Below are 20,034 nucleotides of genomic sequence, written 5' to 3' on the forward strand. Positions count from 1 at the left end.
AGCACCCTCGATGCGCGGGCGGGACAGCGGATTTAAAGGTGTGCCTGCACAATCGTGAACCATGAGCGACAACAGCGGACGCAAGAACCTTCGCATGCCGGAGGACGACGAGGTGTTTGCAACTGTAACGAACATGCTCGGCGCGAACCGCGTCAAAGTGCGCTGTGCCGACGGTCAGGAACGTACCGCCCGGATTCCCGGCAAGATGCAGAAGCGCATCTGGATTCGCGAGGACGACGTGGTGCTCGTGGAGCCGTGGGACTGGCAGGACGAGAAGGCCGACATCAAGTGGCGCTACGACAAGCAGGAAGCCGACCAGCTTCGCGAAGAGGGCCACATCCAGTAACGCCGTTTCGTCGCTCCGTCACCGTTCGTCCGGGAGCGGGTCTCCTCGCCCCGAACCTTCACGACGCTTCTCTCGACTATCCGATATTAGCGGGCGGTTAGCAGACCCCAATCGGAGAGTTCGGCCGTTTCCGAGTCCCCGTTATCCCTCCGACACCTTCGTTCGGACACGATGTCTCAGCAGATACCCACCGGCGAGTCCGACGTGGCGCACGACGCCGAGTTCCCCGACGCCATCGAGGCGCTGCGGACGCGTCGTTCGGGACACGACTTCGACCCCGACGCCGAACTGGACGACGAGACGCTGGAATCGCTGATTCGCGACGCCGCGCTCGCGCCGTCGTCGTACAACCTCCAGCCGTGGGAGTTCGTCGTCGTGCAGGACGACGACCGCCTCGACGAGGTCGTCGACCTCGCGTACGGCCAGGAGCACGTCCGGGAGGCTGGCACCGCCATCCTCGTCGTCGGTCACACCGAGGCGAAGACCGCCGACCGCGTCTTCGACGAGTGGGAGGAAGCCGGCCGGATGGACGAGGCGGCCGCCGAGCAGACGAAGGCGCAGTCGGTCGAGATGTACGAGGACGAGCGGATGGGCCGCGACTACGCCATCCGCAACGCCAGCCTCGCCGCCCAGAACCTCCTGCTGTCCGCCCACGCCCGGGGACTGAAGGCGACGCCCATGATCGGCTTCGACCAGGAGGGCATCGCGGAGTTCCTCGGCCTTCCCGACGACGAGATTCCGGTCGTCCTGCTCTCCGTCGGACCGAGCGGCGGCGAGGAACCGGAGCGACTGCCGCGCCGCGGCGTCGAGGAGATCCTCCACCGCGAATCACGCTGACCGCGCGTCGCCGAACGAGACGACGCCATTCGCGGCGACGGACCATCCTTTTACGGCTCCCTCGCATAGCCCGTGCTAGATGAGTGAGGAGTACGGCCTGCTCGACCAGGAGAACGCGGACGCCCCCGGCGACGAGTGGGAGGAGATAGACGTCACCGACACGGAGGCCGACCGCATCGCCCGGCAGCGCGACCGCGAGTTCTCCGAGTTCCGCGAGCGCATCAAGGACACCGAGCAGTTCAAAGTCGAGCAGTCGGTCTTCGACGACGCCACGCTCGCCGCCCTCTACAAGCTCGTCCAGGACGGCTACGTCCGGGCGTTCGGCGGCCCCATCTCCTCCGGCAAGGAAGCGACCGTCTACAACGCGCTCGCCGACGACGAACGCGAGGAGGTCGCGGTGAAGATATACCGCATCAACGCCAGCGACTTCCAGGACATGCGCGAGTACCTCGTCGGCGACCCACGGTTCGAAGAGCTGTCGGGCAACAAGAAGCGCGTCGTGCTCGCGTGGGTCCGCAAGGAGTTCGCCAACCTCAAGCGCGCGGCGAGGGCGGGCGTCCGCGTCCCCGAACCCATCGCCGTCCAGCGCAACGTGCTCGTCATGGAGTTTCTCGGCGACGACGGCGAGCGCGCGCCGACCCTGGACGACGCCCACCTGGAGAACCCCGAGACGGCCTACGGGGTCGTCCGCGAGTACATGCGTCGCCTCTACGACGCCGGCCTCGTCCACGGCGACCTGAGCGAGTACAACATCATCGTCCACGACGGCGAACTCTGCATCATCGACCTCGGACAGGCGGTGACGCTCCACCACCCCAACAGCGGCGACTTCCTCACGCGCGACTGCGCCAACGTCGCCGCGTTCTTCCAGCGCCAGGGCATGGACGTGACCGGCGACGAACTCGAAGCCTGGGTGCGCGAGCACGCCGACCCGAACATCTGACCCCGCGGCCTCAGGCGTCGCCCGCGACCTCGCGCTCGAACCGTTCGACGAACTCCGCGACGTACGCCCGGCGGTCCTCGGCCATCTCGCGGCCCGCGTCCGTGTACATCCGCTCGTGCAGCGACAGCACCTTCTTCTGCACGTGGTTTAGCTGGGTCGCGCCCGCCTCGGTGTCGTCCGTCTCCACGGGAAGGTCGGGGTCGTGTAGCGGTTCGCCGCGTTCGCCGCCGTAGCAGAAACAGCGCGCGATTCCGACCGCGCCGAGCGCGTCGAGGTTGTCGGCGTCACAGAGCAGTTCGGCCTCCGGCGTCTCCGGTTCCACGTCGTTCGAGTAGCGGTGCGCCCGGACGCAGTGTTTCGCCGCCGAGACGGCGTCGGGGTCGGCCCCGAGGTCCGCGAGGACGCGCTCGGCTTCCCGCGCACCCCACTCGGCGTGGTCCGCAATCTCGCCGCGGTCCTCCCTCGCGCGACCCACGTCGTGGAGCCACGCCGCCGCGAGGAGGACGCGCTCGTCGACCTCGCGGTCGGTCTTCCCGGCCAGCGTCTCCGCCAGGCGCGCGACGCGCCGGACGTGGTGCCAGTCGTGGGCCGGCGCGACGTCGCCGAAGTACGACTCGGCGCGCTCGCGGACCTGCGCGGCGGTCCACTCCCGTTCCGTCTCCGCTCCCGTCGTCCGCTCGTCCGTCATCGTGGTCCAGCGACTCGTCTCGCCTCGAAAAACGTTCGGATTTCGGTCACGTTTCGGCGCCGCCGGGACCCCGCGAACGACCGCGACGTAGCGAGCGACGACCGGTTCGGCGGTCGCGCGCGAAATCGCCAGACGGTCCGACGAGACGGAACGGTCTCCGTCCGCGAGTAGCATATTTTAACTCCTCTGGGCGTCCCCTTTCGACAATGACAGCGACCCAGAGTGACCTGGCGAGCCTCTCGCGGTACATCTTCAGTGCGCCGCGGTGGTACGCCAGCGTCACGTTCGCGCTGCTCATCGCCGCCGTCACCGGCGTCGGGGCGTTCGACTCGAACTACGTCCTCCAGGACGCGTGGGAGGGGGTCTTCTTCATCGGCGTGCCGACCGTCGTGGCGAGCGTCCTCACGACGCCCGTCGACCGCCGCCTCGGTGGGCAGTTGACCTACAACCGGGCGTCGCTGCTCGCGCTCACCTGCGAGGTGGTCGTGGTCGCCGTGCTCAGCGTCGCGGGGATGATTTCCGCGCTCACCCCTCTCGGCCAGCAGTTCGTCTTCGACGCGCTCATCGTCGGCCTCTCGTCCGTGTTCGCACTGCGCCTGCTGGTCGTCATGGCCGTCTCCCGGACGTCGTTCCTCGTCTCGACGATACCGGCGGGCATCCAGACCGGGACGGCCGCCGTGCTCTTCTTCGTCTACAGCGAGACGATTCGCCTGCTCGAAATCGGCGGTCCGCTCGTCCAGAACGCGCTCTCGCGTCCGCTCGTCCAGGACGTGCTCTCCCGGCCCGACCACGCACCCCCGGAAATCTCGTCGGTCGTCCGCCCGCGGGACTTCCTCGTGCTCGCGGTCGTCAGCGGCCTCTACGCGCTCGGTGTGTACGCCTTCCTCGTCGTCCTCGACCGGCCGTGGCGGCGGAGCCTCGGCGTCAGCGTCCTCGACTTCCTCCGCGGGTTCATCGGCCACGTCGCCGAGGGAACCCGGGAACTGGAGGACTTCTTCGAACAGATCGGCGAGCAGGCCGTCGTCCCGGTGACGGACCTCTCCTTTCGCCGCCCGGACGGGACCGAGAAGGCACGGTTCGTCCTGCCGATGATTCACCCCGGGCCGATGGGCGAGATCGGCGGCGGCAACTTGCCCCACCGCGTGGCGACCGAGGCCGAGGGACTCGCCTTCGTCCCGCACGCCACCGCGGGCCACGACTTCAACCTCGTCACCGAGCGCGAGGTGGACACCATCCTCGACACCGCCGCCGCGGCCCACGACCGAATCGAGTACACCGACACGGCGACGGCGAGCGTCCGCACCCAGTCCGGCGACGCGAAGATGCTCGGCCAGGCGTTCGGCGACGACGCCCTGCTCGTCGCCACCTACTCGCCGAAGTGCGCCGACGACGTGGAGTACGCAGTCGGCCTCTCGGCGGCCGCGGAGGCGCGCTCGAACGGCCTCGACGACGTGATGCTCGTCGACGCGCACAACTGCAACGACGGCCTCGAGGGCGAGGACCTCGGCCACGTCTATCCCGGTAGCGAGCGCTCGTTCGACATGCTACAGGCCGCAGGTGAGGCCGCCACGCGACTCGACGACGCCGCGTCGGGCACGCTGGAACTCGGCGTCGCGTGGGACGCGACCGAGTGGGAACCGCTCGACGGCATCGGACCGCTCGGCGTTCGCGTGGCCGTGCTGGACGTGGCCGACCAGCGGACCGTCTACGTGCTCGTGGACGGGAACAACATGGAACCCGGCCTCCGCGAGCGCATCGTGGACGCGCTCCGGGCGAGCGTCGACGTGGACGCGGTCGAGGTGATGACGACCGACACCCACGTCGTCAACCAGGTGGAGGCGTCGAACCAGGTCGGCGAGGCCATCGACCAGGACGACCTCGTCGCGCTCGTCGAGCGCCTCGTCGACGAGGCCGAAGCCGACCTCGAACCGGTCGAAGCCGGCATGGAGAGCGAGCGCGCCGAGGTGACGGTGTTCGGCAACGACCGCACCGAGACGCTGGCCAGCCACGCCAACGCCGTCATGGCCATGGGCGGCGCGCTCGCCGGCGCGGTCATCCTCGCCGTCACCGCCATCAGCGTCCTCGTCTTCCTCCTCGCCCACTCCGGATAGGTCCGGGAGAACGATTATCGTCGCGCCCGGCGTAACCCGCCTCGGTGGGGGAAATGGAATCAGCACTCTCCGAACCGGTAGTGGCGGGACTGGCGACCGACCTCGCGGGCGACCTCGTCACGCCCGACGACGACGCCTACGACCAGGCGCGTCGCGTGTGGAACGGGATGGTCAACCGCTGGCCGGCGATGGTCGCGCGCTGTGCGGGCGTCGCGGACGTGCGGCGGGCGGTCGCGTTCGCGCGCGAGCACGACCTGCCGATTGCGGTCCGGGGCGGCGGACACGGTGTCGCCGGCGCCGCGACGGTCGACGGCGGCCTCGTCGTCGACCTGTCGCCGATGGACTGGGTGCGCGTGGACCCCGACGACCGGCGCGTCCAGGTCGGTGCGGGGGCGACGTGGGGGGACGTCGACCGCGAGACGCAGGCGTTCGGCCTCGCGGTGCCCGGCGGCGTCGTCTCCGACACGGGCGTCGCGGGGCTGACCCTCGGCGGCGGGATGGGTCATCTCCGCCGGAAGCACGGCCTGAGCTGTGACAACCTCGTCTCGGCGGACGTGGTGACCGCCGATGGCGCGTTCGTCCGGGCGAGCGCCGACGAGAACGAGGACCTGTTCTGGGCGCTCCGCGGCGGCGGCGCCGAACTCGGCGTCGTCACGAGCTTCGAGTTCGACTGCCACCCGGTCGGTCCCGAGGTGGCCACCTGCTTCGTCTGGCACCGCGGCGAGCGGGCCGAGGAGGCCCTGGCGTTCTTCCGGGAGTTCGCCGCCGACACGCCGCGAGCGGTGAGCGTCCTCCCGTTCTACGCCTGGGTGCCCGAGATGGAGGAGTTGCCCGAGTCGTCGTGGGGCGACCCGGCGGTCGTCTTCTTCGGCTGTTACGCGGACGACCCCGAGGAGGGAACGGAGGTGCTCCGACCGCTCCGGGAGTTCGCGGACCCCATCGCGGACTTCAGCGGGACGATGCCGTACCTCGAACTCCAGTCGATGCTCGACGAGGACTATCCGCACGGCCGGTTCTACTACTGGAAGTCGCTGTACCTGCGCGACCTGGACGACGACGCCATCGCCGGTATCGTCGAGACGGCCGAAGCCTGTCCCGCCCTGCTGTCGACGGTCGACCTCTGGCACCTCGGCGGCGCGATAGCGGACGTCGGCGAGACCGAGACGGCGTACACCGACCGCGACGCGCCGTACCTCCTCAACTTCGAGGCGAACTGGGACGACCCGCGGAAGACGGCGGCCGCCGTGGAGTGGGTGCGCGACAGCGTCGCCGCGATGCGCGACCGCTCCGCCGCCAGCGGCCTGTACGTCAACTTCCCCGGGTTCGGCGAGGACTCGGAGCAGGTCGCCTACGGCGAGAACGCCGAGCGCCTGCGGGCGGTCGCCGACGAGTACGACCCGGAGGACCTGTTCGGCCGCGCCGGCGCGGAGACGTAGGTCGGACTCCGGGTCCGCCGTCTCCTCGACGAACCCGCGGCTGGCGAACGGTGACGTGCGTGAGAACGTGGACTCGCGCGACGGTCCGCGCCGACCGCCCGACGCGCGGTGGAGATTACGCCTCTTCGTCCGCGAAGAGGTCGTCCACCGCGGCGCGGGCCGCCAGCGCAGCGTCGTCGGCGACCGTCGCCTCGTCCGCGTCGGCCTCCGGCGCGTTGACGTACACGTCCACGTCGAGGACGCCGTCCTCGAAGGTGACCGTCACGTCGAAGTCGGTGACGTCCGACTGCCTGTAGCGCGAAAATATGACGCCTTCGGCTGCTTCGGCTGCTGTCTGGACGACTGTCTCGTCGTCGACCATCGCTTACGCGCCGCCAGCGCCGCCCGGACCGCCCGGGCCGCCAGCGCCGCCCGGACCGCCAGCGCCGCCGAGCATGTTCTGGAGCTCGCTCTGGAGCGACTCGAACTGCTCCTGGACGCGCTCTTCCTGCTTCTCCAGCGTCTCGACGCGAATCTCCAGGCTGTCGACCTTCTCGTCGAGGTTCTCCTGGGCCTCGTCGTAGTCGGTCTTGACGAACAGTTCGCCGACCTCGCGGTACATCGTCGTGTCCTCGTCGATGTCGTCGAGTTCGTCCAGCGCGGTCTGGGCCTCGTTCAGCTGGGTCTCGGCCTGGTTCTTCTGGACGGCGACCTGCTGTGCGGTGTCCTGCAGATCCTGCAGTTCTTCGAGCTTCTCCTGGGCTTCCGGCGGAAGATTACCCTGCATACCTCCAATCTCGTGGCCCGGACAGAAAAAGCCCCGCTTTTAGTCGTGGCCGGTGGTCCAGTGGGCGACCGGCGACGGGAGAATCGACCGGCGGCGGACGTCTCGCGGCGACGCTCCGACGGGGCCGCGGAGATTCGCTCTCCCCGTGTCGATGGCCGCGGCCGGGCGCTTCGCGCTCGACGCTCCGTCCCTTAAGAACCGGCCGGAGCACTGCGGCAGAAGCGGTACGTTCGACCGGTGTCAACGCCCGCACATGGTGGTCGAGACGCGGCGCGCGAACGGAACGCTGGCCGACGACGGCGACGGGTACGCATGCCGCGGCGCGTGACGCTCGCGGGCGTCGTCGCCGTTCACCTCCTCGCCAACCTCGCTCACGGCGCGGTCCACGCCGCGGTGCCGGTCGCCCTCTCGCCCGGCCAGTGGGCGTTCGTCGCGCTGGTGGTCGTGCTCGCTCCGGTGGTCGGGTTCGCGTTCGCCCGTCGGGGTGACGACGCGGCGGGCGCGGCCGTGGTCGCGCTGTCGCTGGCGGCGTCGCTGGCGTTCGGTCTCTTCTTCCACTTCGCCGTCCCCAATCCCGACCACGTCCGCGCGGTCGGGGGCGCGTGGTCGGAGTCGTTCTCCGCGACGGCGGCGCTGATAGCGGCGGTCGACGGGGTTGGCGCGCTGGTCTGCGGGTGGGTCGCCCTGTCGGAGGCGGGTCAGTAGCCGGCGCGGCGCGCCGCGTCGCCGAGTTCGATGCACTCCTCGGCGACGCCGACCAGCGTCTGCCAGGTGTTCAGCGCGGCGCGGAGAGCGACCAGGTCGTCGGCCTCGACGCGGACGACGACGGTGGCGTCGTCTCGCGAGATGGTGGTCCGCGAACGGTCGCCGTCTATCTCACCGATTTCGCGCTCGACGCTGCGGAGAACAGTGGTCGCGTGAGCGTCGGCGTCGTAATCGAACTCGAGGACGGCGTCGTGCACGCTACCGGACGTTGACTTCCTTGATGTCGCGACTGCGCTCTTTCAGCAGGACGCGGTGACCGCAGTACGGACAGCGAACTCCCCCGTACTCGTCCAGTTCCACGTCGCGCTTGCAACGGGAACACTTGTAGCTCATTCTTCCTCGGCGAGGGCGGCGCGGATGGAGCGTTTGACGGTCCGACCGGCGGGCGTCTCCGGGCGGTACGTGCCGCCGGCGTACTTGTAGCCGCACTTGCCGCACTGCCAGATGCCGGTCCCCTGCCGGTCGACGGTATCGTTACCGCAGTCCGGACAGGTGTGGTCGTCGTGCATGTCCGACTCTATCTCGGCGACGCGCTTGCGCGCGACGCGACCGTATCGCGCCCCGAACCGTCCGGCGCTGCCGGTTCGGCTCTTCCTGTTCTGGGCCATAGTACCGAAGAATTGCTCCAGAGGACAGATAAACCCTTTGAGTTCACGTCACTCGTCGGTCGGCGCGTTCACGAGCTCGTAGCCGATGACCAGAAGCGACGCCACGAGTCCCGCTATCGCCAGCGGTAGCTGTGTGAACTGTCCGGCGACGAAACCACCCCCGGAGAGGGCGGGAATCGCTGCCAGGGCGGCGTCGTAGTGGGTGACCATGGGTGTAATTATATCTAATTACAGCGCCGCCCAAGAAGGTTGGGGCTTCAGGTGCAGGGGACGTCGGCGTCGTCGGGCGGTTCGGCGGTCACTGGAACCCGGCTTCGGCGAGCGCCTCGTTCAGGTCCTCGCGGACGCGCTCGCCGCGCTCGCGGTCCATCGCGGTGGTGACGACGCGGTTCTCCTGGACGCTGGAGCCGTCCCGCAGCAGCATGCGGACGTTGCCGTTCTCGTCGGCGCGGGTGGCCTTCGCCCGGAGGCCGGAGGGCGAACTCGACCCGCCCGCGCTGATCGGACCGGGGATGATCTTCTTGACGTGGGGATGCTGGGCGGCGGCCTGCACCGCCGACATCCCGTCGCGGTCGCCGATTAACGTCGAGTGTGACCCCCCGAGTTTCTCCAGCGGGTTGGTCTCGACCACCTCCAGCGCGCGGTCGCCGCGGCGCGACAACACCTCCTCCACGGCGCCGTCGTCGCCGACGCGGTAGAACTGGTGGTGCAACTGCGCGCGCGTCTCCCGGAGCGGCGCGCGAGCGCCGGCCGCGTACACCGTCTCGGGGCGCTTGCGCCGTATCTCGTCGGCCACGCGGCCGGCGAAGTTGCGCAACTGGACGGTGCCGGTCTCCTCGCCGGACTCCGGGACGGTCGTCACGGTCGTCTCGCCGACCACCTCGTCGTCGTCCAGCATCGTCAGCGTCGCCCGGTCGTCGTCGAACACCGCGACGACGGCGTCGCAGTTGGCGGTGTCGCAGGCCAGGCAGTAGTCGCCCGGGCGTTCGACGTCCGTGCCACACCGCCGACAGTCCATGTCGGAACGTCGTCGCGCCGGCGGATAAGTTCGTCCGTTCGTGCCGACGCGGTCCTCCGCGGCGGTCGTCCTCGCCTCGGCGTCGTCCGGACGCGCCGTCCGTCGTGGTCGCGCAGGACGACGAGGTCGCTCGCACCCCGACTCGTCTCCCCGCCAGCGACCGCGAACTGTAAGCGTTATACACTGTCGCCGGAAAGCGGGGAGTATGAGCGACGAGGAAGGCCGGGCGTTCGTGCCAGGACACGTCACCGGCTTCTTCAGCAGTCACGAGGCAGACGACCCAGCGCGGGCCGGCTCTCGCGGAGCGGGACTGACGCTGTCGGAGGGCGTGACGGTGACCGTCGAACCGGCGTCGGAGGCGCGCGTCGAACTCGACGGCGGGCAGTCCGTCGAGGCCGGTCGGCGCGTGCTGGACGAACTGGACGTGACGGCGCGCGTCGCGGCGACGACCGACCTCCCGGTCGGTGCCGGCTTCGGCGTCTCCGGAGCGGTCGCGCTCGGAACCGCGCTCGCGGCCAACGAGGCGTTCGACTGCGGGCGCTCGGAGAACGAACTCGTCACCGTCGCCCACGTGGCGGAGATAGAGGCCGGCACGGGACTCGGCGACGTGGTTGCGCAGGCCCGGGGCGGCGTGCCCGTTCGGCTCGAACCGGGCGCGCCGGAGTACAACCGTCTCGACGGCGTGTCGGCCCGGCGGCGCGTGGAGTACCTCTCGCTGGGCGACCGGTCGACCGCCGAGGTACTCTCGGGCAACACCGCTCGCCTCTCCGAGGCCGGCGTGGACGCGCTCGTCGAACTCGTCAACGAACCGACGCTGGCGTCGTTCGCGCGCCTCTCCCGCGAGTTCGCCGAGCGCGCCGGCCTCCTCAGCGACGAAGTGCGGGCGGTCATCGAGGACGTGGAGGCGGAGGGTGGCCAGGCGTCGATGGCGATGCTCGGCGAGACGGTGTTCGCGCTCGACACGGGGCTGACGGACGCGGGCTACGACGCCGCGGTCAGCGACGTCGACCACTGCGGCGCGACGCTCGTCGACTAGCCCGCCGTCCCGAACCGACCCAATTTTAGACGCCACGCCACCGAGCAACGCGCATGACCGAGATTCCGGACGACCACCCTCGCGCCGCGTCGCTGCGGACGCGCCACCGCATCGAGGACGGCGTCGAGAAGGGCATCACGAGCAAACAGGGTCTCATCGCGGAGGGCCGGGGCGAGGCGTTCGACTACCTGCTCGGCGAACGCACCCTGCCGAGCGCCGACGACGCCGAGCGGGCGGCGGCCGCCCAGTTGCTGCTGGCCGACCACGCCGTCCTCTCGGTCAACGGCAACGTCGCGGCGCTCGTACCGGGAGAGATGGTCGAACTCGCCGAGGCCACGGGTGCCGACGTCGAGGTCAACCTGTTCAACCGGACCGACGAGCGCATGGACGCCATCGCCGACCACCTCCGCGACCACGGCGCGGACGAGGTGAAGGGCCTCGCGGCGGACGCCCGGATTCCGGGCCTCGACCACGAGCGCGCGAAGGTGGACGCGGACGGCATCGGCGACGCCGACGTGGTGCTCGTCCCGCTGGAGGACGGCGACCGGGCCGCCGCGCTCGCCGAGATGGGGAAGACCGAGATCGTCGTCGACCTCAACCCCATGTCGCGGTCGCCCCGGGCGGCGGCGATTCCCGTCATCGACAACGTCGTGCGCGCGATACCGCGGATGACCGAGCACGCCCGGGACCTCGCGGGCGCGTCGGACGACGAACTGGAGCGCATCGTCGCCGAGTTCGACGCCGAGGAGGCGCTGGCCGCCGCGGAACGGGCGATTCGCACCGGCGGCGACGAGTAGCGTCCGGCGTCGGCTGTACCGTATCGTGTAGATTCTCGGAAACGACTCGGCGAACGTCCACGACGGCGGACAGCCGACAGTACTCTCCAGCAGCGACGCGTGACCACCGATTATTTCCGTCGCGAGCCGAAACAATCAGATATGCGCCACTTCGGTCTGAAAGCTCGCATGGCGATTACGGGGTCGGTACTGTTCGCGTTCTACGCCGTCGCCGCCGTCGTCGTGATGGGCGTGTTCGGCTGGCCCCTCCCGCTCGTACTGCTCGGTAGCGTCGCCTTCGTCGGCGTCCAGTACAAGGTCGGCAAGTGGGCCGCGCTCCGCAGCGTCGGTGCCGAGGAGTTGCCGGAGGACCGGTACTCCGACGTTCACCGCCGCGTCGAGTCGCTGGCCGACGACATGGGCATCGACAAGCCGCGACTGATGGTCGCCCGGATGGGCGTCCCGAACGCCTTCGCCGTCGGCCGCAAGGGTGCCGGCACCGTCGTCGTGAGCGAGGAACTGCTCCGGTTGCTCGACCCGGACGAACTGGAGGGCGTCCTCGCACACGAACTCGCCCACGTCCGCAATCGGGACGTGGTGATGATGGTGCTCGGACAGGGCGTCGCCTCCATCGTCGCCATCGTCGCCCAGTGGGCCGTGCTGCTGACCGGCGACAACGACCTCGCGGACTTCTTCCTCGCCATGGTCGTCGGCCAGGTGACCCAGATGCTCGTGATGGTGTTCGTGTTCGCCATCTCGCGCTACCGCGAGTACGTCGCCGACAGCGACGCCGCCGACGAGATAGGCGGCGGCGAACCGCTGGCGAGCGCGCTGGAGAAGATAAGCAGCGGCAGCCAGCGCGCCCGCGAGAGCGAGGTGGACGCGCAGGTGAACGCGCTGTGCATCTTCGGCGAGGGGAGCGGTCTCGCCCGCCTGTTCGCGTCTCACCCGCCGGTCGAGAAGCGCATCGAACGCCTCCGCAACTGATGGACCTCCGTACCCTCCTCGCCGGCGTCCTCGGCGTCGGCCTCGGTCTCGTCCTCGTCGCGTACCCCGAGGCCGTCGTTCGCGCACAGACCGCCGGCCGACGCCCTCACGACGGTCGAGGGGAGTACGGGACCGCGTCGCCGGTGTCGGAGCGCTGGCGACGACTGGTCCAGTTGCTGGGCGTGATTTCGCTGGCGTTCGGTCTCTACTTCGCGGCGAGCGTCCTCGCGTAGCGCGGTCACGGCGACCGACGGAGTCCCAGCGGCCCGTGGACGCGTTCGCCCGCCGGCGGGCCCCGGTTCCCGACGTTACTTCCCGAGGCGTTCCCTGGCGAACCGCGCCAGCAGCGGGACGTCCTGGAGATGCAGAAGCTTCAGAAGCGGCCGTACGCTCCCGGAGTTGGCGTCGCTCAGCGCGCCGTCCGGAAGCCGGTCGAGGTCGCGCATCAGCGTGTCGTACCGTTCGTTCGGCGCGAGATACAGCAACTGGGTCATCAGCAGTCGCTTTCGCATCTGCGGCGCGACGCGCTCGTGCCAGAGGTCGTCGTAGATGGACAGCGACTCGGCCGACGTGTCGCGGTCGCTGGACATGAAGCACCGGTCGGCGGTCACCGCCGCCGCTCGCCCCGACTTCATGCAGGTGTGGATGCCCTCGCCCCAGAGCGGGTCGATGGTCGGGACGGTGTCACCGATTGCCATGAAGTTGTCGGTGCTGAACCCGCTCGGCATCTGGACGTGGGCGGACCCGCGGTGTTGCTTGCCCGCGATGCGCTCCGCGTTCTCGAACCGGGGGTCGGTGTCAAGCCAGTGCTGGAGGTAGTCGTCGATTCCCATCCCGTCCCTGGCGTAGTCGCGGTGTGCCTCGTTCTGGATGTAACAGAGGCCGACCTTCGCGGTGTCGTCGCCGGTGTGGAATATCCACGAGTACCCACCCGGCGCGAGCTCGTGGTCGAGTCGGAGCATCATCGCGTCGGTGAGGTCGGCGTACCCGTCGGCGTCGATGTCGATGCCCTCCAGTTCGTACTCGACGCCGATGGCCTGGTTCTCGCGCTGGAGGTCGGTCACGCCGAGCTTCTTCGCGAGCGGTGCGGCCGGTCCGGTGGCGTCGACGACGACGTCGGCGTACACCTCCTGCTGACCGCCGTACTGCACGCCGACTATCTCGCCGTCCTCCGTGACGGGGTTGGAGACGCGAGCGTCGAACCAGTACTCCGCACCCTCCTCGCGGCCGTCCCGCACCAGGTAGCGCTTGAAGTCGGCGAACTCCAGAACGGCACCCGGTTGACTCCGGGTGAAGTGTTCGTTCGGCGATTCGAGGACGACGTCGTCGGTGTAGTTCATCACCACGTCGTCGGGAATCCCGAACGACCCCATCATCGACGGGAAGGTCCCGGCCGTCGACTTGTTGCTCTGGCGCGGGAACTCGTCCTCGGACTCGGCTTCGAGGACGACGACGTCGTAGCCCCGCTGGGCCAGGTCTCGCGCGCACTGGGCGCCGGCCGGGCCGGCACCGGCGACGACGACGTCGAAGCGGTCAGTCATCGCGCGTCGCCCCGGCGTCGTCGGTGCGGCTGAACGTCGATACGTCTTCCTCGACCGGGCGGTCCCGGTCGAGCGTCTCCCCTGGCGTCATCCGTGCGGCGACGTCGTCCGCGCTGCCGACCGTCGCCGCCTCGAACGGTTCGGCAGTTCCCTCGCCCCCGGCGACGATGTCGCGTGTTTCCGCAGTCATCTCTACACGGTGTTACCGGCCATATCATAAAAAACAGACGCAAACGCTCCGAGCGTAGGATTTAGTCGGGATGCGTTGGTCGAAAAACCCGGCCCGTAGCGGCCGACCGCCGCATCGCGGTTCGACGACGAACGTCGCCCGAAACGTATCGGAAGGCCGTCAGATGGTCGCCGTCCCGCAGGGTCGAACCGGAGCGCAGTTCGACGTGGCGGCGCGGTCGGCACGCTCCCGGCGCTCGGCGGCTGGTGAGCGAAGAATGCGAAGCGAAAACCGGCTACGACGAGGGGTCAGTAGAACTCGCGGACGAGGTCCGTCGCGTCCTCGGGCGCGCCGTCCGGGATGTCGGCCATGTTGCCCTCGATACCGTGGAGTTCCGAGTAGGGGACGCTGTCCTCGTCCTGGTAGATGACGCCCTGGTACTCCTTGTCGGCGGCGAGAATCTTGTCCTTCGCCGCCTCGTAGTCGCTCGGGTCGTGGTCCTCGTCTTCGAGGTCGACGATGGCGTCGCGCCAGTAGTCGTAGGTGTCGACGTCGTTGAAGGTGACGCACGGCGAGAACACGTTCACGAAGCCGAAGCCGTCGTGCTCGATGGCCTTCTGGACGATCTCGGCGTGACGCTGGGCGTCCGTCGAGAACGACTGGGCGATGAACGTGCCGCCGGCCGACAGCGCGAGCGCGAGCGGGTTGACCGGCGGCTGTTTGGGACCTTCGGGGGTCGTGCTCGTCTCGAAGTCCTCGCGCGAGGTCGGCGAGGCCTGCCCCTTGGTCAGCCCGTAGATGCGGTTGTCCATGACGATGTAGCTCATGTCCACGTTCCGGCGGACGGCGTGGACGAAGTGGCCCGCACCGATGGAGTACCCGTCGCCGTCGCCGCCCGCGACCATCACTTCGAGGTCGGGGTTGGCGAGTTTGACGCCCGTGCCCACCGGCAGCGCCCGACCGTGGACGCCGTGGAGCGCGTAGGAGTGCATGAACGTCCCGATCTTGCCGGAACATCCGATGCCCGCGACCACGAACGTGTTGTCCGGGTCGTTGCCCGTCTGGGCGAGCGCTTTCATCATACCGTTCATCGTCCCGAAGTCACCGCATCCGGGACACCAGGTCGGCTGCTTGTCCGACTTGAAGTCGGTGAATCGTACCTCGGAGCTCATGTCGTAACCTCCTCCTGCTGGAGCGTCTGCTTGATTTCGTTCGCCAGTTCGTCGGCCTTGAACCGGACGCCGGTGTACTTGTTCACGCGCTTGAGACGCGTAAGGGCGTCGTGTTCGAGCAGGTCGGCGAACTGTCCGCTCTCGTTACACTCGACGACGATGGCCTCGTCCGCCGCCTCTATCTCGTCGCTCAGGTCCGGCCGCGGGAAGATGTACGGGACCGAGATGAACCGCACGTCGACGCCGTCCTCCTCGAGGAAGTCGAGGGCCTCGCGCATCGCGCCCTCGTTCGACCCCCACGAGATGACGAGGTTATCGGCGTCCTCGTCGCCGAACTCGCGGTAGTCCCAGTCCTCGTTCTCGCGAGCGGTCTCGACCTTCCGGTTGCGCTTGTCGACCTGCTCGACGCGAACCTCGGTGTCCTCGGTCCGGCGACCGAGCGCGTTGTGTTCGAGGCCCGTCGACATGTGCGCGCCGTCGGTCGTGCCGGGGAGCGCCCGGGGACTGACGCCGTCGGCGGTCGGGAAGTGCGGCTGGAACCGACCCTGTTCGTCGGTCCACGCCTCGACCTCGTCCTCGTCGACGATTTTGCCGCGCTCTATCTCGACCTCGTCCATGTCGAACTCCTCGGGCGAGAACGTCTGCTCGGTGACCGCCATCGCGAGGTCCGAGACCAGGAAGACGGGCGTCTGGTACTTCTCGGCGAGGTTGAACGCTTCGACCGTCTTGTGGAAACACTCGCTGATGGTGGTCGGCGCGACGACGAACCGCGGTATCTCGCCGTGACCGCCGTACAGCGTCATGTTCAGGTCGCCCTGCTCCTGCTTGGTCGGCATCCCCGTCGAGGGGCCGGAGCGCATCACGTCGCAGATGACCAGCGGCGTCTCGCTCTGCGCGACGAGACCGAACGTCTCGGTCATCAGGTCGATGCCCGGCCCGGACGTGGCCGTCATCGCGCGCGCGCCAGAGCGGGCCGCCCCGAGCGCCATGTTGATGGCGGACAGTTCGTCCTCGGCCTGCATCACGGTGCCGCCGTAGTTCTCGATGCGTCCCGTGAGATACTCCATCACGTCGGTCGCGGGCGTGATGGGATATCCCGAGTAGAACCGACAGCCAGCGGCGAGGGCGCCCATGCCGATGGCCTGGTCGCCGTTCAGCAGGACGTAGTCGTTGTCGGTCGTTTCGACGTCGTAGTCGAAGTCGTGGTCGTACTCCTCCTGGACGTACTCCTGGCCCTTGCGGGCGGCCTCCTTGTTGTTCTCGACGATGGACTCGCCTTTCGCGCCGAACTTCTTGTCGAGTGCGCTGTCCAGATTCTCGATGGGGAAGTTCGACACCTCGCAGGCTGCGCCCAGCGCGACGGTGTTCTGCATGATAGCGCCGCCGGCCTCCTCGGCGAGGCGCTTCAGCGGCACCGAGAGGCCGATCATGCCTTCGGGGACCTCGAGGTCCTGCATCTCGGTGCGTTCACCGTCGTAGATGATGACGCTCCCCTCGTGGAGCTCGTCCATGTTCTCGTCGATGGTGCGCTCGGTGAGCGCCACGAGGATGTCCAGTCGGTCGACGACGCTGTCGACTCGGTCCGTGGCGGACCGAATCTTGTACGCAGTGTATCCTCCACGGATGCGGGACGCGAAGTCCTTGGAGGTGAAGACGTGTCGACCCGCGCGCGAGAGAGCCTGCGCGAAGATTTTGCCGGTCGAATCGATTCCATCGCCGGCTTCGCCGCCGATGGCCCAGTTCAGGTCTTTCGGCATCGTGCAAAACCTTGCCTGTGACAAATCAAAAGCCTTCTGAACCGGGCACGGTCACTCCCTCGGTTCGTTGCAAACGAACGCCGACCGAACGCGAGGGCAGTCGGCACAGAATGGACTATGTTACCAATTGTCTATACCCGACAGCGATTTTAACGAACGCTGCGTAGCGAGTGTTACAATGATGGTGACGACGCACGCCCTCGCCGGCATGCTATTGGGGAGCGTGGCCCTGTTCGTGGCTCCGGAGTTCGCCCCGGTGGCGGTACTGGCGGGGCTCGCCGGCGGTGCGTTCCCCGACCTCGACCTCTACGCCGGTCACCGGAAGACGCTTCACTTCCCGGTGTACTACTCGGCGGCCGCACTCGTCGCGGTCGGCGTCGCCGCGCTGACGCCCGGCGCGTGGAGCGTCGGCGTCGCGGTCTTCCTGCTCGCGGCAGCGCTCCACTCCGCCTCGGACGCCCTCGGCGGCGGTCTCGAACTGAAGCCGTGGCTCGGCGAGTCGGACCGCGCGGTGTACGACCACTTCCGCGGACGGTGGGTCGCCCCCCGTCGATGGGTCCGGTACGACGGCGCGCCGGAGGACCTCGCGCTCGCACTCGTGCTGGCGGCCCCCGCGGCCGCGCTCCACGACGGCCCCGTCCAGACGATGGTCGTCGCCGCCGTCGTCGTCTCCGGCGTCTACGCCCTCGTCCGAAAGCGCCTCGTCTACGTCACGGAGTGGCTGGTCCCCCGACTCCCCGACCCCGCGCTGGACTACCTCCCCGACCGGTTCGTCTCTGACTTCGTGCGGTGACCGCCGTCCGGTCCGACGCGCCCTGCCGGAGCTACCACCGCGGTTTCGGAGACTTCCCATCGTCCGTCGCTCCGCACGGTCGTCCTCCGTTTCGCGTCTCGCCGGTCGTCGTCCCGCCTCGCGCCCGGACGGTCGTCGACGGCGGTCGCCCGCGTCGAGGCGGTCCGCGCCACTCGTCGCTTGGCCTCGCTTCGAAGGGTTTATTCGTACTCTGGGCCTCAGAACCCAGTAGTAACCATGTCGGACAAACCCGCCTCGATGTACCGGGAGATTAGCAAGCCCGCGTACACGCGACGCGAGTACATCACGGGCATCCCCGGCTCGAAGATCGCACAGCACAAGATGGGCAACACGGACAGCGAGGAGGACGACTACCCCGTCCAGATTTCGCTGGTCCTCGAGGAGGAGTGTCAGCTCCGCCACGGTTCGATGGAGGCCTCGCGCCTGTCGGCGAACCGACACCTGCTCAAGGAGCTCGGACAGGAGAACTACAAGATGATCCTGCGGAAGTTCCCCCACCACGTCATCCGGGAGAACAAGCAGGCGACCGGCGCGGGTGCGGACCGCGTCTCCGACGGAATGCGCCAGTCGTTCGGGAAGGTCGTCGGCACCGCCGCGCGCATCGGAGCGGGCGAGCGCCTGTTCACCGCGTGGTGCGAGGTTGAGGACGCCGACGAGGTCAAGGAAGCGTTCCGCCGCGCGTACAACAAGATCTCTCCGCCGTGCCGCATCAAGGTCGAGCGCGGCGAAGAGAAACTGGTCGCGTAACTACCGTCGCCGATTCTTCGCGTCACCGTTCGCCGCCAGCCGGTGGCCCGTCCGTCGAGGCGCGCTCGAACGGATTCGACCGGCTCCGGTCGACGCTCGGCCGTTGCCGTCCCGACCACCGGTTCGTTCTTTGTCCCTCAGTGCGAAACCCCGTTTGATGCTGAACCTCGCGGTCGCCTACCGAGAGGAGACGTTCGAACGCGTGCGGGACCCGCTCGCGGACCGAGGTATCCGGGCCGTCCACGTCCCGACGGAGGCCCGGACCGTCGACCTCGCCGACCCGCCGTGGGACCCCGACGAGTTCGACGTGGGGTTCGTCTACCCGTCGCGAGCGATGGAGGGCGGCGCGGTCGACGCCCTGCTCGACGTGCCGTGGGTGAACGACCGCGAGGCGGTGCTCACGTCGCGGAACAAGGCCGGCGTCGTCGCGGCGCTCGGCCGCGAGGGAGTGGCGGTGCCGGAGACCGTCCTCGTCTCGAACCCGGTCGACGAAGACGAACTGTGCGCCGCCTTCGAGCGGTTCGACGGCCCGGTCGTCGTGAAACCGAACTCCACGACGCGGGGCGTCGGTGTCGCGCGCGTCGACGACCTCGACTCGTTTCTCGGCATCACCGACTACCTCGACCTCGTCCACGACTACCGGGCGACCGGCGACAAGTCCTTCCTCGTCCAGGAGTATCTCCCGGGCGCGACCGACTACCGCGCGATGGTGGTCGACGGCGAGTACGCCGGCGCGGTCGAGCGCCGTCTGCCGGAGGACGCGCTGGCGGCCGGGCAGTGGAAACACAACGTCCACCGCGGAGCGACGGCGCGGGGCGTCGACCTCCGGCCGGAACTGCGCGACGTCGCCGAACGGACGGCCGAGGCGCTGGACGTACCGTTCCTGGGCGTCGACCTGCTGGAGACCGAGGACCGGGTCGTCGTCAACGAGACGAACGCGCGGCCGACCGTCGACGCGGAGACCAAGTACGAAGAAGGGTTCTACGACGCGCTCGCCGAACTGATTCGGCGGGTAGCCGGGAGCGCTACTCGACGCTGATGTCCGCCGACTCGTCGCTCTTGTCGAAGGTGACCTCGAGGACGCCGTTGTTGTAGGTGGCGTTCGCCGAGCGTTCGTCCACCAGCGCCGGGAGCGTGATGCGCTCGTCGTACTCGCGGTGGTCGCTCGCGGCGCTGATGGTGAGGTACTCGCCGTCGCACTTCAGGTCGATGTCCTCCTTCTCGACGCCGGGGAGGTCCGCGATGACCCGCACGGTGTCGTCGTCCTCGTGCATGTCGACGTGCGTGTCCGCGCCGAACCCGGTCGGCGTGTCGGTGTCGACGTGCATGTCGACGTTCCCACCCATCATATCGTTCATCATACGTTCTATCTCGCGAAAGAGATCGTCGAACGGGTCGTCGCGGTCGTCTCTGCGCATGGTAGAAGATAGGTAACTGAAGGGCAAAAGGTTTTGGACGGGAGCGGGACGCCGCGCTTCGGCGAGGCGAAACCACCTATCAGAGATATTGGGGGTCCG

General features: G+C 68.6%; 26 protein-coding genes. 13 read left to right on the forward strand and 13 right to left on the reverse strand.

All coding sequences use genetic code 11. The features are described 5' to 3' along the window. Positions 1-61 precede the first annotated feature (61 nt). The 3 genes from eif1A to rio1 all read left to right on the forward strand — a co-directional run bounded on the left by eif1A (position 62) and on the right by rio1 (position 2,126). Positions 62-346 carry a translation initiation factor eIF-1A gene (gene eif1A / locus ACTF4R_RS07410; RefSeq protein WP_113274899.1) on the forward strand — a complete coding sequence of 95 codons (285 nt, stop codon included), beginning with the start codon at positions 62-64 and terminating at the stop codon, positions 344-346. A gap of 171 nt (positions 347-517) precedes the next feature. Then, positions 518-1,183 carry a nitroreductase family protein gene (locus ACTF4R_RS07415; protein WP_440007228.1) on the forward strand — a complete coding sequence of 222 codons (666 nt, stop codon included), beginning with the start codon at positions 518-520 and terminating at the stop codon, positions 1,181-1,183. Between the two features lie 79 nt (positions 1,184-1,262). Next, positions 1,263-2,126, forward strand: a complete 864-nt coding sequence (gene rio1, locus ACTF4R_RS07420; RefSeq protein ID WP_440007229.1) for a serine/threonine-protein kinase Rio1 — start codon at positions 1,263-1,265, stop codon at positions 2,124-2,126. A gap of 10 nt (positions 2,127-2,136) precedes the next feature. Here rio1 and ACTF4R_RS07425 read toward each other — a convergent pair whose 3' ends face one another. Beyond that, positions 2,137-2,814, reverse strand: coding sequence for an HD domain-containing protein (locus ACTF4R_RS07425; RefSeq protein WP_440007230.1), 678 nt, complete (start codon positions 2,812-2,814; stop codon positions 2,137-2,139). 206 nt (positions 2,815-3,020) lie between these two features. Here ACTF4R_RS07425 and ACTF4R_RS07430 point away from each other — a divergent pair, with 206 nt between their 5' ends. Together ACTF4R_RS07430 and ACTF4R_RS07435 are read left to right on the forward strand one after the other, a co-directional pair. Further along, the gene (locus ACTF4R_RS07430; protein ID WP_440007231.1) at positions 3,021-4,925 is read left to right on the forward strand and encodes a DUF2070 family protein; all 1,905 of its coding nucleotides are present in this window, start codon (positions 3,021-3,023) and stop codon (positions 4,923-4,925) included. A 53-nt stretch (positions 4,926-4,978) separates the two neighbouring features. After that, positions 4,979-6,361: an FAD-binding oxidoreductase gene (locus ACTF4R_RS07435; RefSeq protein ID WP_440007232.1), complete on the forward strand. Its 1,383-nt coding sequence runs from the start codon at positions 4,979-4,981 to the stop codon at positions 6,359-6,361. 115 nt (positions 6,362-6,476) lie between these two features. Here the strand turns inward: ACTF4R_RS07435 and ACTF4R_RS07440 are convergent, their stop codons facing one another. Next, positions 6,477-6,722, reverse strand: a complete 246-nt coding sequence (locus ACTF4R_RS07440) for a DUF3194 domain-containing protein (RefSeq protein WP_433626678.1) — start codon at positions 6,720-6,722, stop codon at positions 6,477-6,479. A gap of 3 nt (positions 6,723-6,725) precedes the next feature. Next, positions 6,726-7,127 (reverse strand): prefoldin subunit beta, encoded by a 402-nt coding sequence (locus tag ACTF4R_RS07445; RefSeq protein ID WP_440007233.1) that lies wholly within the window; start codon positions 7,125-7,127, stop codon positions 6,726-6,728. 312 nt (positions 7,128-7,439) lie between these two features. On the opposite strand from ACTF4R_RS07445, the gene ACTF4R_RS07450 reads away from it, so the two are divergent. Next, positions 7,440-7,832, forward strand: a complete 393-nt coding sequence (locus ACTF4R_RS07450) for a hypothetical protein (protein ID WP_440007234.1) — start codon at positions 7,440-7,442, stop codon at positions 7,830-7,832. Here the strand turns inward: ACTF4R_RS07450 and ACTF4R_RS07455 are convergent. The 5 genes from ACTF4R_RS07455 to ACTF4R_RS07475 all read right to left on the reverse strand — a co-directional run bounded on the left by ACTF4R_RS07455 (position 7,826) and on the right by ACTF4R_RS07475 (position 9,518). Next, the gene (locus tag ACTF4R_RS07455; RefSeq protein ID WP_433626687.1) at positions 7,826-8,089 is read right to left on the reverse strand and encodes a KEOPS complex subunit Pcc1; all 264 of its coding nucleotides are present in this window, start codon (positions 8,087-8,089) and stop codon (positions 7,826-7,828) included. The genes ACTF4R_RS07450 and ACTF4R_RS07455 overlap by 7 nt on opposite strands. A gap of 1 nt (position 8,090) precedes the next feature. Beyond that, positions 8,091-8,225, reverse strand: coding sequence for a DNA-directed RNA polymerase subunit P (locus ACTF4R_RS07460; RefSeq protein WP_113274908.1), 135 nt, complete (start codon positions 8,223-8,225; stop codon positions 8,091-8,093). After that, positions 8,222-8,500, reverse strand: coding sequence for a 50S ribosomal protein L37ae (locus tag ACTF4R_RS07465; protein ID WP_113274909.1), 279 nt, complete (start codon positions 8,498-8,500; stop codon positions 8,222-8,224). The genes ACTF4R_RS07460 and ACTF4R_RS07465 overlap by 4 nt, the downstream gene beginning before the upstream one ends. Before the next feature lie 48 nt (positions 8,501-8,548). Further along, positions 8,549-8,710, reverse strand: coding sequence for a DUF8015 family protein (locus ACTF4R_RS07470; RefSeq protein WP_433626690.1), 162 nt, complete (start codon positions 8,708-8,710; stop codon positions 8,549-8,551). A gap of 88 nt (positions 8,711-8,798) precedes the next feature. Further along, complete coding sequence (locus tag ACTF4R_RS07475) at positions 8,799-9,518, reverse strand: DUF2103 domain-containing protein (RefSeq protein WP_440007235.1); 720 nt, start codon at positions 9,516-9,518, stop codon at positions 8,799-8,801. 205 nt (positions 9,519-9,723) lie between these two features. Between ACTF4R_RS07475 and ACTF4R_RS07480 the strand changes: the two genes are divergently transcribed. From ACTF4R_RS07480 to ACTF4R_RS07495, 4 genes are all read left to right on the forward strand, one after another. Continuing rightward, positions 9,724-10,554 (forward strand): pantoate kinase, encoded by an 831-nt coding sequence (locus tag ACTF4R_RS07480; protein ID WP_440007236.1) that lies wholly within the window; start codon positions 9,724-9,726, stop codon positions 10,552-10,554. 53 nt (positions 10,555-10,607) lie between these two features. Beyond that, entirely contained in the window at positions 10,608-11,351 is a 744-nt protein-coding gene (locus ACTF4R_RS07485; protein ID WP_440007237.1) for a 4-phosphopantoate--beta-alanine ligase, read from the forward strand. Between the two features lie 141 nt (positions 11,352-11,492). Further along, complete coding sequence (locus ACTF4R_RS07490) at positions 11,493-12,317, forward strand: M48 family metallopeptidase (RefSeq protein ID WP_440007238.1); 825 nt, start codon at positions 11,493-11,495, stop codon at positions 12,315-12,317. Continuing rightward, a complete protein-coding gene (locus ACTF4R_RS07495) occupies positions 12,317-12,550 on the forward strand; it encodes a DUF6199 family natural product biosynthesis protein (RefSeq protein WP_440007239.1) in 234 nt (77 codons plus the stop codon). The genes ACTF4R_RS07490 and ACTF4R_RS07495 overlap by 1 nt, the downstream gene beginning before the upstream one ends. Before the next feature lie 75 nt (positions 12,551-12,625). On the opposite strand, the gene ACTF4R_RS07500 is transcribed toward ACTF4R_RS07495, so the two are convergent. The 4 genes from ACTF4R_RS07500 to ACTF4R_RS07515 all read right to left on the reverse strand — a co-directional run bounded on the left by ACTF4R_RS07500 (position 12,626) and on the right by ACTF4R_RS07515 (position 16,956). Beyond that, a complete protein-coding gene (locus tag ACTF4R_RS07500) occupies positions 12,626-13,858 on the reverse strand; it encodes a digeranylgeranylglycerophospholipid reductase (RefSeq protein WP_440007240.1) in 1,233 nt (410 codons plus the stop codon). Next, positions 13,851-14,048 carry a hypothetical protein gene (locus tag ACTF4R_RS07505; protein WP_440007241.1) on the reverse strand — a complete coding sequence of 66 codons (198 nt, stop codon included), beginning with the start codon at positions 14,046-14,048 and terminating at the stop codon, positions 13,851-13,853. Before ACTF4R_RS07505 ends, ACTF4R_RS07500 begins: the two co-directional genes overlap by 8 nt. A 287-nt stretch (positions 14,049-14,335) precedes the next feature. After that, on the reverse strand, positions 14,336-15,199 hold the full coding sequence (locus tag ACTF4R_RS07510; RefSeq protein ID WP_113274918.1) for a 2-oxoacid:ferredoxin oxidoreductase subunit beta: 864 nt from the start codon (positions 15,197-15,199) through the stop codon (positions 14,336-14,338). Further along, a complete protein-coding gene (locus ACTF4R_RS07515) occupies positions 15,196-16,956 on the reverse strand; it encodes a 2-oxoacid:acceptor oxidoreductase subunit alpha (RefSeq protein ID WP_440007242.1) in 1,761 nt (586 codons plus the stop codon). The genes ACTF4R_RS07510 and ACTF4R_RS07515 overlap by 4 nt, the downstream gene beginning before the upstream one ends. Positions 16,957-17,134: 178 nt before the next feature. Between ACTF4R_RS07515 and ACTF4R_RS07520 the strand changes: the two genes are divergently transcribed. From ACTF4R_RS07520 to ACTF4R_RS07530, 3 genes are all read left to right on the forward strand, one after another. Beyond that, a complete protein-coding gene (locus tag ACTF4R_RS07520) occupies positions 17,135-17,749 on the forward strand; it encodes a metal-dependent hydrolase (RefSeq protein WP_440007243.1) in 615 nt (204 codons plus the stop codon). 237 nt (positions 17,750-17,986) lie between these two features. Then, positions 17,987-18,517, forward strand: coding sequence for a 50S ribosomal protein L16 (locus tag ACTF4R_RS07525; RefSeq protein ID WP_113274920.1), 531 nt, complete (start codon positions 17,987-17,989; stop codon positions 18,515-18,517). 157 nt (positions 18,518-18,674) lie between these two features. Then, a complete protein-coding gene (locus ACTF4R_RS07530; RefSeq protein WP_440007244.1) occupies positions 18,675-19,556 on the forward strand; it encodes an ATP-grasp domain-containing protein in 882 nt (293 codons plus the stop codon). Here ACTF4R_RS07530 and ACTF4R_RS07535 read toward each other — a convergent pair. Continuing rightward, positions 19,543-19,935 carry an Hsp20/alpha crystallin family protein gene (locus ACTF4R_RS07535; RefSeq protein ID WP_113274922.1) on the reverse strand — a complete coding sequence of 131 codons (393 nt, stop codon included), beginning with the start codon at positions 19,933-19,935 and terminating at the stop codon, positions 19,543-19,545. The genes ACTF4R_RS07530 and ACTF4R_RS07535 overlap by 14 nt on opposite strands. Positions 19,936-20,034: the final 99 nt, after the last annotated feature.

This window comes from Halomicrococcus pelagicus, from assembly GCF_051917725.1.
GTDB lineage: Archaea > Halobacteriota > Halobacteria > Halobacteriales > Haladaptataceae > Halomicrococcus.